This window comes from Allobosea sp. CER48, from assembly GCF_044752385.1.
Classification (GTDB): Bacteria; Pseudomonadota; Alphaproteobacteria; order Rhizobiales; family Beijerinckiaceae; genus Allobosea.
This window is the reverse complement of record NZ_JBIWYK010000029.1, coordinates 1-14,357: the sequence shown is the minus strand read 5'-3', so window position 1 is coordinate 14,357 and position 14,357 is coordinate 1. Positions and strand designations below refer to the sequence as shown.

Here is a 14,357-nt window from a genome sequence, read left to right as displayed (position 1 = left end):
GAACGACCTGAGGATCGGCCGGGCTGCCGTCCTTGGAGGGCGGCCCGGCTGTCGAGGGTCAGACCGGCTTGCGCTCGACGAACACGCAGCCGTCGAAGCTGAAGACCTCCTCGCCGTGCTGGTTGATGCCGGTGTTCCGGTGGAAGAACAGGCCCCATTGCGGGCGCGAGGCGCTTTCGCGCTTGTCGACCACTTCCGAGAAATAGGTGATGCGGTCGCCGGCGAGGACCGGCTTCGACCAGCGCAGGTTCCTGAAGCCTGGCGAAGGCCCGAGCCGGGCCTCGCGGCCGCGGGTGGCCGCGAGCTGGCGCTTGCGGTGCGAGACCATCGTCGCCATCCAGACCGCGGCCGTGTGCCAGCCTGAGGCCGCGAGCCGGCCGAAAAGGCTCTCGCGTGCTGCCGCCTCGTCCATGTGGAAGGGTTGCGGGTCGAAGCTTCGGGCGAAGGCGATGATCTCTTCCGCGGTGAAGACGAGACTGCCAAGCTCGTGGCGGCTGCCGATTTCCAGCTCCTCGAAGAAGCGCGTCGGCTCCGGCGCCTCCGCGGGAGCCTCGAGCGGGCTTTCATGGACGGGGCGCTCGTAGCGCACGGAGTGGGCCAGCCAGTCGCCCTTCGGCTGCTGGGCGATGCCTGAATCCCTGCGGCCGAACATGATCCAGTTGGTCTGCTCCAGCAGCGGCTCGTCGCGCCGGTTGAGCAGTTCGAGCCGAAAGCGCACGAGGCCCATCTCGGGGCGCGAGCGCGAGGCCTTGGTCTCGATCACGGTGCGGCGCGCCGTCACGACGTCGCCCGGGAGGAGGGGGCGCAGCCACTTCACCTCCTCGATGCCCGGCGCACCCATGCCGGTCGAATCGAGCAGGAAGCTCTCCGCCATCAGGCGCATCAGCAGCGAGCAGCTGTGCCAGCCGGAGCCGATCAGGCGGCCGACGAAGCTCGCCTTGGCGGCTTCCGGATCGGTGTGGAAGTCCTGCGCGTCAAAGCGCGAGGCGAAGGCGATGATGTCGTCCTGCGAGACGGCGATGCTGTGCGAACGAACGCTCTCGCCGGCGACGAAATCCTCGAACTGCAGCATCGACGTCAGGCTTCCTTAGGTCGCGAAGCGGAAATGCAGCACGTCGCCGTCGGCGACGACGTATTCCTTGCCTTCGAGGCGGAACTTGCCGGCTTCGCGCGCACCCGACTCGCCCTTGTGGGCGATGTAGTCGTCATAGGCGATGGTCTCGGCGCGGATATAGCCCTTCTCGAAATCGGTATGGATCACGCCGGCGGCCTGCGGCCCCTTGGTGCCCTTCTCGATCGTCCAGGCGCGGGCCTCCTTCGGACCGACGGTGAAGTAGGTCACGAGATGGAGCAGGCTGTAGCCGGCGCGGATCACGCGATTGAGCCCGGGTTCCTCGAGGCCCACGGCCTCCAGGTACTCGGTCTGCTCCTCGGGCGGCAGCACCGCGATCTCGCTCTCGATCTTGGCGGAAACGACGACTGCGACGGCGCCTTCCTCGGCAGCGCGCTTCTTCACCAGCTCGGAGAAGTTGTTGCCCTTGTCGGCGCTGGCTTCCTCGACATTGCAGACATAGAGCACCGGCTTCGAGGAGAGGAGGCCGAGCAGCTCGAACGGCCGACGTTCCTCGGCTGCCAGCTGGACGAGGCGGGCGGGCTTGCCGTCGCGCAGCAGGATGAGGCAGCGGGTCATCAGGTCGACCGCTTCCTTGGCCTCCTTGTCGCCGGACTTCGCCTTCTTCTCCAGCGGGACGATGCGCTTCTCGAGACTGTCGAGGTCCGCGAGCATCAGCTCGGTTTCGATCGTCTCGATATCGTCGATCGGCGAGACCTTGCCCTCGACATGGGTGATGTCGCCGTCCTCGAAGCAGCGCACGACATGCGCGATGGCATCGCATTCGCGGATATTGGCGAGGAACTGGTTGCCGAGGCCTTCACCGCGGGAGGCGCCGCGCACCAGACCGGCGATGTCGACGAAGGTCAGGCGGGTCGGAATGATCTCCTTGGAGCCGGCGATGGCCGCGAGCTTCTCCAGCCGCTCGTCGGGCACCGCGACGTCGCCGACATTCGGCTCGATCGTGCAGAACGGGTAGTTGGCGGCCTGCGCCGCGGCCGTCTGCGTCAGCGCGTTGAAGAGGGTCGACTTGCCGACATTCGGCAGGCCGACGATTCCGCATTTGAAGCCCATGATCGCCTGTTCCGTTGCCCACGGCGGACTTGATCGCCGCCGGGCGTGAAGCTTTGAAAGTTGCGGCCTTATTGGGGGGCTTGCGCGATAAAGACAAGTGCCGCGCGCCTGATGGCCGCCGTGCCGCTCACGCGAACGTGCATGGCGGCGGGGGCGGGGCGGGTGCTGGATCGCAGCCCCACCTCGCACCGGGTCGTCTCGTCATGCGCAAGCTCTCGCTCCTCTCCATCGCTCTCGCTTCGATGTTTGCCGCGGGCGCGGCGCAGGCCCAGCAGGGCGGCACGCGGCTGCGCGGCGAGGTCGAGGCCATGAACGGCTCGGTCCTGACCCTGAAGACCGCCGAAGGGCGCGAGACCCGTGTCGCGCTTGCACCGGGCTTCTCGACTGGCGGGGTCGTGCCAGCGAAGGCCTCCGACATCGCCAAGGGCGCCTTCATCGGCGTCGGCGCCAAGCCGCAGCCGGACGGCACGCTGCTGGCTGTGCAGGTCCTCATCTTCCCGGAGGCGATGCGCGGCACGGGCGAGGGGCACCGGCCATGGGCCGTGCTGCCGGACGCGACCATGACAAACGCGACCGTAGCCGAGACGGTCTCCCGGGTGGATGGCGCCAATCTGGTGCTGAGCTATCCGGGCGGCGAGCAGAAGGTCGCGATCACACCGGAGGCGACGATCCTGATGGCGGCGCCGGCGGAGGCGAGCGAACTGAAGCCCGGCGCGCAGATCGCGATGACGGCGACCCGGCAGGCCGATGGCAGCTACAGCACGAGCCGCGTCACGGTGGCGAAGGGCGGAGCCAGGCTGCCGTTCTGACCGGTCAGTCGGCGGCTTTTTCGCCCAGCCGCTTCACGGCCGCGTGGCCGCGCGCATCCATGAAGAGATGCACCTTGTTCTGGAAGCCGGTGTCGTCATGGGCTGCGAGCAGGGCTGCATGATCGGCGCAGGCCGTGCAGAGATCCTCGACCCAGGGTTGCTCCACCTTGCCGAAATCGTTGAGCACATAGGAATGGACGAGCGCCTTGTCGCCGGGATGGCCGATGCCCATGCGGACGCGGCGGTATTCATTCCCGATCGCGGCCGTCGTGGAACGCAGGCCGTTATGTCCGGCATTGCCGCCGCCCAGCTTCACACGCAGCTTCGCCGGGGCGAGGTCGAGCTCGTCATGGAAGACGACGACGTCGGCGGGGGCGATCTTGAAGAAGCGTGCGGCCTCGCCGATCGAGCGGCCGGATTCGTTCATGTAGGTCTGCGGCTTGAGCAGGATCACCTTCTCGCCGCCGATGGTGGCCTCGCATGATTCGGCCTGGAAGCGCGTACGCCAGGGTGAGGCGCGATGGAGGCGCGCGATCTCCTCGACGGCCATGAAGCCGATATTGTGCCGGTTGCGGGCATAGCGCGCGCCGGGATTGCCGAGGCCGGCGAAGATCAGCATGGCGGGACTCCGGCAGGCCTGTCAGTTCAGCATCGGATTCGCCCGAAAACCGGGAGCGACTTTGCGGTCCGATGCCATAGCAAAACGGCCGGGAAACCCGGCCGTCTCGAGATCGTTCCGATGGAAGCGGCGCCGAAGCGCCGTTTCATCAGGCCTTGGCTTCGGCCGGGGCCTCGGCAGCCGCGTCGGCGGCCGGCTCGGCCTCGACGGTCGGCGCAGAGATCGTGACGATCGTCGCGTCAGCGCCGACGGTCAGCTTGGCGCCGGCCGGAAGCTTGATCGCATCGGCGTGGACGGAGTCGCCGACATTCAGGCCGGCCACCGAAACGTCGATGGACTCCGGGATGCTGTCGGGCTCGACGGTCACTTCGAGCGCGTGCTCGACGATCTGGACGAGGCCGCCGTTCTTGACGCCCGGGCTCTGCTCCTGATCGACGACGTGGACCGGGACCTGGACCGTGACGGTCTGGCCCTTGGCGACGCGCAGGAAATCGACGTGAATCGGGAAGTCCTTGACCGGGTCGAGCTGGTAATCGCGCGGAATGACGCGCTGCTTCTTACCGGCGACCGAGATCTCGAAGATCGTGGTCAGGAAGTGGCCGCCGAAAATCAGCTGGCGGGTCTTGTTGGCGTCGAGCGCGATGGCTTCGGGAGCGGCGCCCCCACCATAGATAACGGCAGGCGTCTGGCCCTGGCGGCGAACAGCACGGGCGGCCCCCTTGCCGACCTGTGCGCGCGCCGAAGCCTCGATTTGCTTCACGGCGGTCATGTGTGTTGTCCTTAGACTCGTAAATGACAAGGCCGCCTCGTGGCGGCCATCGGTTTGCGCGTCCAGAGCCTCCAAGGGTGTCAGCGGGACGCGCGGCTGCTCATAGGCGAAAACCGGCGCAATCTCAACCCTGTTGCCGCAGTCCACATTCGCGGCGGCGGATGCGGCCGTCCCCTCAGGCCGCGACGAGGCCGAGGCGTTCGTCGCGGCGACGCAGGAGAAGCATCAGCGGCAGTGCGAACAGCACCATCCAGGCCTTGCCGATGATCTGCCCGGCAAGGAAATCGAGATTTCCGAAGGCGAGTTGCAGGAAGACAAGGCTGTCGACCACGAGCCCGACAACGCCGGATGCGAAGACCGCCGTCAGGAAGCGCTTGCGCTGCAGCGGCGTGTAGATCGCGAAATCGGCTAGCTCGGAGAGCAGGAAGGCGGCCGCGGATGCGGTCACGATCGCCGCCGGCGCGAGCGTCGCCGAAATCAGCGTGCCGACGCCGATGGCCCCGAGGCCGGCGAGCGTGCCGAGGCGGCGCTGGACGATGTCGCGCAGCACCAGTGCAAGACCGACCATCAGGACGCCGCTCGGCGCCATGACTCCCGGCCAGACCGGCACGAGGCAGGGGCCGTTCGGCACGCAGACCGTGCCGGCATTGCCGATCAGCCAGTTGGCTGCAGGGATGGTGAGGCCGAACAGAACGAGGGCGACGATGCCTTCGAGCCGCCGCTGGCTGTCACGTGTCATAGGAAGGTCCGCTGTCGTCGGGTGTTGCGAGGTAGGCTGCGAAGCCTTTTGCGCGCAAATCGCATGCCGGGCAATGACCGCAGCCGAAGCCCCAGTCATGCCGCGTGGTCCTGTCGCCCAGGTAACAGCTATGCGTCTGCTCGACGACGAGATCGAGGAGGGGCTGCCCGCCGAGCTGTCGTGCCAGTGCGAAGGTCTGTGCCTTGTCGCGCCACATCAGCGGCGTGTGCAGCACCAGCCGGCGGTCGAGGCCGAGGCCGAGCGCGACCTGCATCGCCTTGATCGTGTCGTCGCGACAGTCGGGATAGCCGGAATAATCGGTCTCGCAGACGCCCAGCACGATATGCTTCAGCCCGCGGCGATAGGCGAGGGCCGCCGCGAAGGTCAGGAAGATCAGGTTGCGCCCCGGCACGAAGGTGCTCGGCAGGCCGGTCTCGGCGAAGCTGATCTCGGTCTCGCGCGTCAGCGCCGTCTCGGAGAGCGCGCCCAGGGCCTTCAGGTCGACCAGATGATCCGGGCCGAGCCGCTCGGCATAGCGGGCGGACAGTGCCGGCAGGTTGTCGCGGATGGCGAGGCGGCATTCCATCTCGACGAGATGGCGCTGGCCATAATCGAAGCCGATAGTCTCGACCGTGTCGAAACGATCGAGCGCCCAGGCCAGTGCGGTTGTGGAATCCTGGCCGCCTGAAAACAGGACGAGCGCGCCGGAACTCACCTTCCCGTCCTCAATCGAACAGGCTCGACACGCTGGTCTCGCTCGCCGTGCGCTCGATCGCCTCGCCCATCAGCCCGGCGATGGAGATCACGCGGATGTTGCGCGCGACCTTCACCGCCTCGGTCGGCATGATCGAGTCGGTGATGACCAGCTCCTTGAGCTTGGAGGAGGCGATGCGCGCGACCGCGCCGCCCGAGAGCACGCCGTGGGTGATGTAGGCGAAGACTTCCTTGGCGCCCTGATCCAGCAGCGCTTCGGCTGCGTTCACCAGCGTGCCGCCGGAGTCGACGATATCGTCGATCAGGATGCAGGAACGGCCCTCGACCGAGCCGATGATGTTCATGACCTCGGATTCGCCGGGCCTGTCGCGGCGCTTGTCGACGATGGCGAGCGGCGCATCGATGCGCTTCGCGAGTGCGCGGGCGCGGACCACGCCGCCGACGTCCGGCGAGACGACCATCGCGTTCTTCCACTCCAGCCGGTCCTTGATGTCGCGCGCCATCAGCGGGGCGCCGAACAGGTTGTCGGTGGGGATGTCGAAGAAGCCCTGGATCTGGCCGGCATGCAGGTCGAGCGTCAGCACGCGGTCGACGCCGGCGTGGGTGATCAGGTTGGAGACGAGCTTGGCCGAGATCGGCGTGCGGCCCGAGGCGCGGCGGTCCTGACGGGCATAGCCGAAATAGGGGATCACTGCCGTGATGCGCTTGGCCGAGGAGCGGCGCAGCGCATCGGTGATGATGAGCAGCTCCATCAGATGGTCGTTGGTCGGGAAGGAGGTGGACTGGATGACGAAGACATCCTGTCCGCGCACATTCTCCTGGATCTCGACGAAGACCTCCATGTCCGCGAAGCGCCGGACGGTGGCCTTGGCCAAGGGAATGCTGAGGTGGCTGCAGATGGCTTCCGCAAGCGGCCGGTTGGAGTTGCCGGCGACGACTTTAAAATGAGAGGGCATTCCGTAGCGCACCGTTGGACGAGGCGGGGCACGAGCAGGCCGAGGCCGGCTCAATTCGAACGGCTCTTAACAGTGCGATGACATGGAGTCGACCGCTGCGCTGCAATATCGGTGCTCAAAAAGGCGCTTGCGGCCGCGGCGTGACCCGGAATCCACTGACGTTGCGTCGCGCGGCCGGCCGAGCGGCCGCGGTCAGCTCTTCTTGTCGGTGGTCGCGGCGACCTTGGTACCAGCTTTTGCCGGCTTGTCGGTCTTCTTGTCCTTGTCGGTTCCGAGCGTCTCCACGGCCGGCGTGGTGACGAGGAAGCTCGCGATCGCGTTCATCGAGTCGGAGGCGGCCTTCGCGACCACGGTCTGATCGATGCCTGACCAGGGATCGGAGCCGCTGCTGCGCTTGCCGATGCTCTCGCCCTGAACGCGCTGCGCGCGCTGCTTGGCCGAATCATAGACATCCCAGACGAAGGCGAGCGAGGTCTGGCCATCCTCGGTCGGCTGGGCTGTGAGATAGCCCTTCACGCGAAAGCGCGCCGGCTTGTTGCCGGGAACGATCTCCATCCTGCGCTCCGCGGCAGCTTCGCCGAGCAGGCCGGCAAAGTTCGTGGTCACATCGTCCGGAGCGCCGGAGATGCTCTGCACCGAGACCGGCACGCCAGGCGCATCGACGCGCGGCAGGGCCGCGGTCTGGGTAGTTTCCTGACAGCCGGCGAGCGTCAGCGCAAAAACCGGCCCCAGTGCGAGGCCGCTCAAACGGTTGATCATGACGCCTCCCGCCCTTTGGGCTGTGGACTGCTTCGAGATTCCCTGTGCCTCGTTTCTAGGCTCAACGAAGGACGAGGTCCAGATCGGGCAGATTGAGGGCCTCGGCGCCGTTCTCGCCGACCAGATAGGTCCGGCCGAGGCACATGGCGGTCAGGCTCTCCGAATCCATCAGGATCATGTGCGCGAACATCACCATGCCCGGCACGATCTCCCAGTCGTTGCCCTCGTAGAACATCGGCCAGTCCATCCAGGACGGCGTGAACTTGGCGCCCAGCGAATAGCCGCAGGCGTTGAGCCGGTGTTGTGAGAGGCCGTGCTCGTCGAAGACGCGGGCATGGGCGGCGAAGACGTCTCCGGCGGTGCGGCCGGGCTTCAGCTCGGCCTCGCAAGCCAGAAGTGCGTCGCGGGCGGCGGCGTGATAGGGGCGGTGCAGCGGGCGCGGATCGCCGACCACGACTGTGCGCATGGCGGCGACATGATAGTGCCGGTCGACACCGGCGAATTCGAGGGTGATCTGGTCGCTGGCATCGAGCCGGCGACGGCCGGACTTGTATCGGCAGAGCAGGGCGTCGCTGCCCGACCCGATGATGAATTCGTTCGCCGGATAGTCGCCGCCACCGGCGAATATGGCGTCGTGCTGGGCGGCGAGGATCTCGCCCTCATCGGCTCCGGCGCGAATCATGTGGAGCGCAGCCCGGTCAGCCGCGTCGGCAAGGGCCGCGGCGCGGCGGACATGGACGATCTCCTGCGCCGATTTCACGGCTCGCAACCGCGTGACGATCGTCGAGGCATCGACGAGATCGGCCTTGCCGGAGAAGGCGGCTTCCAGCTTGCGGTAGTTCGAGGCGACGAGACCATAGGATTCGAACTCGACGCCGACGCGCTTGCCGGACAGGCCGAGCTCATCCGAGAGCGCCAGCAGATCGCTCGCCGGATTGGCGTCGCGTCCGTCCTTCCAGATCCGGATATCTGTCAGGTTGGAGGTTTGCCGGGCCTGCCGGAGATCAGCCGAGCGTGTCAGCAATGCCATGGTGCCGTCCGCCCTGACGACGAGGCACTGGAAGAAGCAGAAGCCGAAGGTGTCGTAGCCGGTCAGCCAGAACATCGATTCCTGCTGGAACAGGAACAGCGCGTCGAGGCGCTCGGCCTGCATCGCGGCGAGGAGCGCATTGCGGCGTCGGGCGAACTCGGTCGGCGTGAAATGCAGGGCCATGGCGCGTCTCCTCCGGACAGATGGCCATGTGATCCTGCCTCCGGCCTGTCGGCAAGCCGGACCCCTGGTCGCAATTGCGGCCTCGGGCCGCGCTGCCTATAGGCTTTGGGCAGAGAGTTTCGCCCCCGATGGGAGAGAGCCATGGTCAACCCCGGAAACCGCATCCTCGACGACATCGCCCGCCTCGCCACCGACGCGGCCGGAGCGGCGCAGGGCGTGCGGCGTGAGGTCGAGACGGTCGTGAAGACGCAGATCGAGCGGCTGCTGCGCGATCTCGACGTCGTCACCCGCGAGGAGTTCGAGGCGGTGCGCGAGATGGCGCTGATCGCCCGCGAAGAGAACGACAAGCTTGCCGCACGGCTCGCTGCGCTCGAGGACAAGCTCGGCAAGTCCTGATCGACGAGGCCCGATCCACGAGGCCCGAGCGGCCCCCCCGGCAAACGATAGCCCTCATGCCGATGTGTCATGTCCACAGCCATGTGCTGTGGACAGCCCTTCCGGGGGATTGAGCCCATTGGGCGAATCCGCGGAGCTTCGCGTTGTGTTGGGAGCGTCACAGCGCCTGCGCTATCGTCGGTGGAAAGAATCGATTCGTCGGATGGATTCGGTTCCAGCCGGCGGATGGAGTGCCCTTCCGGGGCGTTCCGGAGGTGAGTTGCGTTCCTTCGGCTTTCCAGTCGCCGTGTTCCTCTTCTCGAACGCGCCGGGGCATCAGCCTCGGAGGGTGGACTCTAGGGCATGATGGATCTCGATATGGATGCCGATCTGGATCGGCCTTCCAACCCGCTCGACCTGTTCGAACGGCTCGCTTCCCTCAACGGCTGGACCTTCGATCGCGACAGCGAGGATGAGCTGTCGGTCGCCGTCACGGGCGGCTGGTCGGAATATCAGGTCGCGATCACCTGGCTTGCCGAGGTCGAGGCGCTGCATATCGCCTGCGCCTTCGATCTCAAGGTGCCGGAGCGGCGGCGCGGCGAGGTTCTGCAATTGGTGAGCCTGGTCAACGAGCAGCTCTGGCTCGGCCATTTCGACCTGTGGAGCAGCGAAAGCGTGGTGATGTACCGCCATGCGCTTCTGCTCTCCGGTGGAGCCGAGCCGACCGACGAGCAGGCGGCGGCCCTGATCCGGACGGCTGTCGAAGCTTGCGAGCGCTATTATCAGGCCTTCCAGTTCGTCGTCTGGGCCGGCAAGACCGCGAAGGAGGGCATGGAAGGTGCTATCCTGGAGACGGTCGGCGAAGCCTGACTGCGCACGCCTTTGCGGTTGGGCTTGACCCGGCGGCGTCGCGACGGGAAGGCTGCGGGTCAGCGAATCCCGGAAGCCCGGCACCTGCCCGGGAGCCGTTCAGCCGTTGCGAGGCCACAATGTCGAATTCCCTTCCGCAATCGCTCGTCCTGATCGGCGCGGGCAAGATGGGCGGGGCCATGCTGGAGGGCTGGCTGCGCATCGGCATGGATCCGAAGGGAATCAGCCTCATCGACCCGAAGCCTTCGGACGAGATGGTCGAGCTCGCCGGGGAGAAGGGAATGCGGCTCAACCCGTCCGCGAAGGATATCGCCGCCGCCGATGTCGTCGTGCTCGCCACCAAGCCTCAGATGCTCGATACGGCTGCGCCTGCTGTCCAGGCCTTCATCCATCCCCGCACGCTGCTGATCTCGATCCTTGCCGGCAAGACGCTGGGCGATCTCGCAGCCCGCCTTCCGAACGCGGCTGCGATCATTCGGGCCATGCCCAACCTGCCGGCCTCGGTCCAGCGCGGCGTCACGGCTGCCGCCCCGGGCAAGGGCGTCACCGCTGCGCAGCGTGCCACCGCCGATGCGCTGCTCGGCAGCATCGGAAAGGTCGAATGGCTCGATGACGAAGGATTGATCGACGCGGTGACGGCAGTCTCGGGCTCGGGACCGGCCTATGTCTTCCACCTCGTCGAATGCCTGGCCGCGGCAGGGGCTGAGGCCGGCCTGCCGGCCGACGTCGCCGAGCGGCTGGCGCGGGCGACGGTGGAGGGCGCGGGCGAGTTGCTGTTCCAGTCGCCGCTTCCGCCCGGGACGTTGCGCCAGAACGTGACCTCGCCGGGAGGTACGACGGCTGCGGCGCTCGAAGTCCTGATGGCGGATGACGGGCTGAAGCCGTTGATGCGCAAGGCGGTCGCTGCTGCGAAACGCCGCGCCGGCGAGCTTTCCGGCTGAAGCTGCTCGATTGTCGCTGGAAGCCGAACAGTTTCAGATATTTGCGTTGCTCTGACCGCCCGTGTGAGCCGGCCTCGGCTTCACTTGAAAATGCGGCTGCCGGCCTTCCACCCGCCACGATAGCGGCCTAACCTTCTCTCGACGCGAAGCGAGAGGAGCTATCCCATGGCCCGCAAACCCGTTTCCACCACCTCGGCTGGCGCCGAGCCCAGCCCGTCGGCCAAGGCCGGCGAGAAGCCGATCGATCCTCGCAAGCGCGCCGTCGATGCGTTGATGAAGCTTGCTGCCGAGCGGCCCTGGGATCAGATCGAGCTGCCGGACATCGCGACCGAGGCCGGGCTGACGCTCGCGCAACTGCGCGGGCTCTTTCCATCCAAGCTCGCGATGCTGGGCGGGGTGACCCGGCTTGCCGATGAGGCGGTGCTGGCCGGCGGTTCGGATGATCTGGCAGCCGAACCGGCGAAGGAGCGCATGTTCGATCTGGTCATGCGCCGGCTCGACGCGATGGCACCATACAAGGCGGGCCTCCGGAAGATCGCGCCCGTGATCCGGCGCGATCCGCTGGCGCTTGCTGCGCTGAACCGCGGGGCGGTCAATTCCTGGCGCTACCTGCTGGCGTCGGCGGGCATCCCGACAGAAGACGCGCTCGGTCACGTGCGCGTCCAGGGTGCGGTGTTGCTGATGGCGCGGGTGTCGGAGACCTGGCTCGACGACGACGAACCGGAGCAGTCGAAGACCATGGCGCGTCTCGATCGCGAACTGAAGCTCGCCAGCTGCGTCCTTGCCCGGGCCGAGGATTTCCATCGGTTGACGGCGCCGTTCAGAGGCCTGGCGCGTGCGATCTGCTCGGGACGGCCGTTGAAGGCGCGCCGGCGCGAGAGAGCTGCCGATCGCGGGGAAGACAACGAGGACTACGCCCCGGCGATCTGACGCAAGGACGGCCGCGGGTGTGGCTGCACAAATGTGGCCGAAATGGGCCCATGTTAAGCGCGTTTTAGTCAATTTGCGCGAGGTGGAAGGCCCCATCTCGCGCAGGACACGCGTATGTCTTTCTTCAAGAAGCTTGCGACCCTGTCGATCAGCCGCTCCTTCGCACTGATCGCAGCCTTGGCCGTGCTGATCGCTATCGGCAGCGTCGGCTACACGTTGAATGCCGCCCGCAACGAAATGCTCGCGCTCAAGCGCGACGAGATGAAGAATCTCGTCGAGGCTGCGGCAACGACCGTGAAGGGCTATCTCGCCCGCGTCGAGGCCGGCGAGCTCAAGGAAGACGACGCCAAGAAGATGGCCATGGAGGCCCTCGGCAACGCGCGCTTCGATGATGGGAACTACTACTTCCTCGTCAACTATGACGGGGTCAGCGTCCTGCACGCGAACAAGAAGATCCAGTCGACGGACATGAAGCCGCTCAAGGACGCGGACGGCAAGTTCTTCGTCCAGGACATGATCGCGCTGGTGAAGGCCAAGGGCGAGGGCTTCCTCGACTACGGCTGGCTCAAGGCGGGCGACAAGGAGCCGTCCCTCAAGATTTCCTACGTTGTCGGCATTCCGAAGTGGCAGTGGCTGGTCGGCTCCGGCCTGCATGTCCAGGATGTCGATGCCGCGTTCACCGGGATGGTGGCCGGCGTCGCCAAGGTGCTGGTGCCGCTCGGCCTCCTGATGCTGGGCCTCGTCGTCCTGCTGAGCCGCCGCGCCAATGCCATGCTCAACTCGCTGAAGGGATCGATGGACGGGCTGGTGGCCGGGCAGTTCGACACGGCGATCGCCCATCAGGAGCGTTCCGACGAGGTCGGCTCGATGGCGCGCTCCCTCGTCGTCTTCCGCGATGCCGCCCTCGCCAAGGAGGCGATGGAAGCCGACAAGCTGCGCGCCGAGGAGGAGGCCGCCGGGCACCGCAGCGCCGCCGATGGCGAGCGCCGCAGGAACGAGGCCGACCGTGCCGAGCATGCGCGCGTCCAGGCCAATGTGGTGCAGGCACTTGCCACGGGCCTCGAGCGCCTCTCCGACGGCGATCTGACCTACCGGATCGAGGCAGCGTTCAGCGCCGAATACGTGAAGCTCAGGGACGACTTCAACGGCGCCATTGCCAAGCTCCAGGATGCGATGCGCCAGATCGCGACCAACACCGAGAGCATGAAGGCAGGCTCCACCGAGATCAGCCAGGCGGCCGACGACCTCGCGAGCCGCACCGAGCAGCAGGCCTCCTCGGTCGAAGAGACGGCTACCGCGCTTGACGAACTCACCGCCACTGTCCGCCAGACGGCGGAGAGCGCGCGCCTCGCCAATCACGCGACGGAGCAGGTCAAGTCCGAGGCCGAGCAGTCGACCAGCATCGTGCGCGATGCAGTGACGGCGATGGGCGGTATCGAAAAGTCGGCGCAGGAGATCTCGCAGATCGTCGGCGTGATCGACGAGATCGCCTTCCAGACCAACCTGCTCGCGCTCAATGCCTCGGTGGAGGCGGCGCGCGCCGGCGATGCCGGCAAGGGCTTCGCGGTGGTGGCCTCCGAGGTGCGGGCACTGGCACAGCGCTCCGCTTCCGCCGCCAAGGAGATCAAGACGCTGATCGACGCTTCGGCGATCGAGGTCGAGAAGGGGGTTGCCCTCGTCGGCCAGACCGGCGGTGCCCTCCAGCGCATGGCGACCGAGATCACCCGCGTCACGGGCCTCGTTGCGGAGATCGCCGGTGCCGCGCAGGAGCAGGCCTCGGGCCTGCAGGAGGTCAACTCCGCCGTCGGCGAGATGGACCAGGCGACGCAGCAGAACGCTGCCATGGCCGAGGAATCGACCGCTGCCGCCCATTCGCTGTCGCAGGAAGCCGATCGCCTGTCGGCGCTGGTCGCCCGCTTCCAGCTCGGCAGCGACGTTGCAGGCCTCAAGGCGATCGCGCGGACGATGCAGGCGGCGATCTCGCCGTCGGTTGCCGCCGCACCCCGGCCTGCCGCGCCGCGTCCGGCCAAGGCCGCCGTGGCCACGAGGGCGGCCACCGCACACAAGATCGATCTCGACGCCCGCGACAAGGGCTGGGAGGAGTTTTGAGCAGTTCGGCTGAACCGGCGGAGCTCATCGGCTTCGACGATTTCCTCAAGGTCGACATCCGTGTCGGCACGATCGTCGAAGCCGAGCCCTACCCGGAAGCGCGCAAACCGGCGATCAAGCTCGTCATCGACTTCGGCGGCACTATCGGCCGCAAGCGATCCTCGGCGCAGATCACCAGGCATTACCGGCCCGAGGAGCTTCCGGGCCGGCAGGTGCTGGCAGTGGTCAACTTCCCGCCGCGTCAGATCGGGAAGTTCATGTCGGAGGTTCTGACGCTGGGCATCCCCGATGCCGAGGGAGAGGTCGTGCTGCTCGGGCCGGGCCATGCCGTGCCGGATGGCGGGCGGCTGTACTAGCCCGGTCGGGATC

The 14,357-nt window shown here is 66.9% G+C and carries 16 protein-coding genes; 7 read left to right on the top strand and 9 right to left on the bottom strand.

Features of this window, described 5'->3' with window-relative positions; all coding sequences use genetic code 11:
• Positions 1–58: 58 nt before the first annotated feature.
• Both ACIPIA_RS02535 and ychF read right to left on the bottom strand, forming a co-directional pair.
• Positions 59–1,072: a MaoC family dehydratase gene (locus ACIPIA_RS02535; RefSeq protein ID WP_400506360.1), complete on the bottom strand. Its 1,014-nt coding sequence runs from the start codon at positions 1,070–1,072 to the stop codon at positions 59–61.
• A 15-nt stretch (positions 1,073–1,087) separates the two neighbouring features.
• A complete protein-coding gene (gene ychF, locus ACIPIA_RS02530; protein WP_400506358.1) occupies positions 1,088–2,185 on the bottom strand; it encodes a redox-regulated ATPase YchF in 1,098 nt (365 codons plus the stop codon).
• A gap of 203 nt (positions 2,186–2,388) precedes the next feature.
• Here ychF and ACIPIA_RS02525 point away from each other — a divergent pair, with 203 nt between their 5' ends.
• On the top strand, positions 2,389–2,994 hold the full coding sequence (locus ACIPIA_RS02525) for a hypothetical protein (RefSeq protein WP_400506356.1): 606 nt from the start codon (positions 2,389–2,391) through the stop codon (positions 2,992–2,994).
• A gap of 4 nt (positions 2,995–2,998) precedes the next feature.
• On the opposite strand, the gene pth is transcribed toward ACIPIA_RS02525, so the two are convergent.
• From pth to ACIPIA_RS02490, 7 genes are all read right to left on the bottom strand, one after another.
• Complete coding sequence (gene pth, locus ACIPIA_RS02520) at positions 2,999–3,613, bottom strand: aminoacyl-tRNA hydrolase (protein WP_400506354.1); 615 nt, start codon at positions 3,611–3,613, stop codon at positions 2,999–3,001.
• A gap of 148 nt (positions 3,614–3,761) precedes the next feature.
• On the bottom strand, positions 3,762–4,382 hold the full coding sequence (locus ACIPIA_RS02515; protein WP_400506352.1) for a 50S ribosomal protein L25/general stress protein Ctc: 621 nt from the start codon (positions 4,380–4,382) through the stop codon (positions 3,762–3,764).
• Positions 4,383–4,557: 175 nt separating this feature from the next.
• A complete protein-coding gene (locus tag ACIPIA_RS02510; protein ID WP_400506350.1) occupies positions 4,558–5,121 on the bottom strand; it encodes a VUT family protein in 564 nt (187 codons plus the stop codon).
• The gene (gene queC, locus ACIPIA_RS02505) at positions 5,111–5,836 is read right to left on the bottom strand and encodes a 7-cyano-7-deazaguanine synthase QueC (protein ID WP_400506348.1); all 726 of its coding nucleotides are present in this window, start codon (positions 5,834–5,836) and stop codon (positions 5,111–5,113) included. The genes ACIPIA_RS02510 and queC overlap by 11 nt, the downstream gene beginning before the upstream one ends.
• Before the next feature lie 10 nt (positions 5,837–5,846).
• Positions 5,847–6,791 (bottom strand): ribose-phosphate pyrophosphokinase, encoded by a 945-nt coding sequence (locus ACIPIA_RS02500; RefSeq protein WP_400506346.1) that lies wholly within the window; start codon positions 6,789–6,791, stop codon positions 5,847–5,849.
• 192 nt (positions 6,792–6,983) lie between these two features.
• The gene (locus tag ACIPIA_RS02495; protein ID WP_400506344.1) at positions 6,984–7,550 is read right to left on the bottom strand and encodes a hypothetical protein; all 567 of its coding nucleotides are present in this window, start codon (positions 7,548–7,550) and stop codon (positions 6,984–6,986) included.
• Positions 7,551–7,611: 61 nt separating this feature from the next.
• Positions 7,612–8,763, bottom strand: coding sequence for a M24 family metallopeptidase (locus tag ACIPIA_RS02490; protein ID WP_400506342.1), 1,152 nt, complete (start codon positions 8,761–8,763; stop codon positions 7,612–7,614).
• Between the two features lie 141 nt (positions 8,764–8,904).
• Between ACIPIA_RS02490 and ACIPIA_RS02485 the strand changes: the two genes are divergently transcribed.
• From ACIPIA_RS02485 to ACIPIA_RS02460, 6 genes are all read left to right on the top strand, one after another.
• On the top strand, positions 8,905–9,159 hold the full coding sequence (locus ACIPIA_RS02485) for an accessory factor UbiK family protein (protein ID WP_400506340.1): 255 nt from the start codon (positions 8,905–8,907) through the stop codon (positions 9,157–9,159).
• A 342-nt stretch (positions 9,160–9,501) separates the two neighbouring features.
• Positions 9,502–10,008, top strand: coding sequence for a type III secretion system chaperone family protein (locus ACIPIA_RS02480; RefSeq protein ID WP_400506338.1), 507 nt, complete (start codon positions 9,502–9,504; stop codon positions 10,006–10,008).
• 119 nt (positions 10,009–10,127) lie between these two features.
• Entirely contained in the window at positions 10,128–10,949 is an 822-nt protein-coding gene (proC, locus tag ACIPIA_RS02475) for a pyrroline-5-carboxylate reductase (RefSeq protein WP_400506336.1), read from the top strand.
• Positions 10,950–11,222: 273 nt separating this feature from the next.
• Positions 11,223–11,879, top strand: coding sequence for a TetR/AcrR family transcriptional regulator (locus ACIPIA_RS02470; protein WP_400506334.1), 657 nt, complete (start codon positions 11,223–11,225; stop codon positions 11,877–11,879).
• A gap of 114 nt (positions 11,880–11,993) precedes the next feature.
• Positions 11,994–13,988, top strand: coding sequence for a methyl-accepting chemotaxis protein (locus ACIPIA_RS02465; protein ID WP_400506332.1), 1,995 nt, complete (start codon positions 11,994–11,996; stop codon positions 13,986–13,988).
• On the top strand, positions 13,985–14,344 hold the full coding sequence (locus tag ACIPIA_RS02460) for a tRNA-binding protein (RefSeq protein WP_400506330.1): 360 nt from the start codon (positions 13,985–13,987) through the stop codon (positions 14,342–14,344). Before ACIPIA_RS02465 ends, ACIPIA_RS02460 begins: the two co-directional genes overlap by 4 nt.
• The last annotated feature ends 13 nt before the right edge of the window (positions 14,345–14,357 follow it).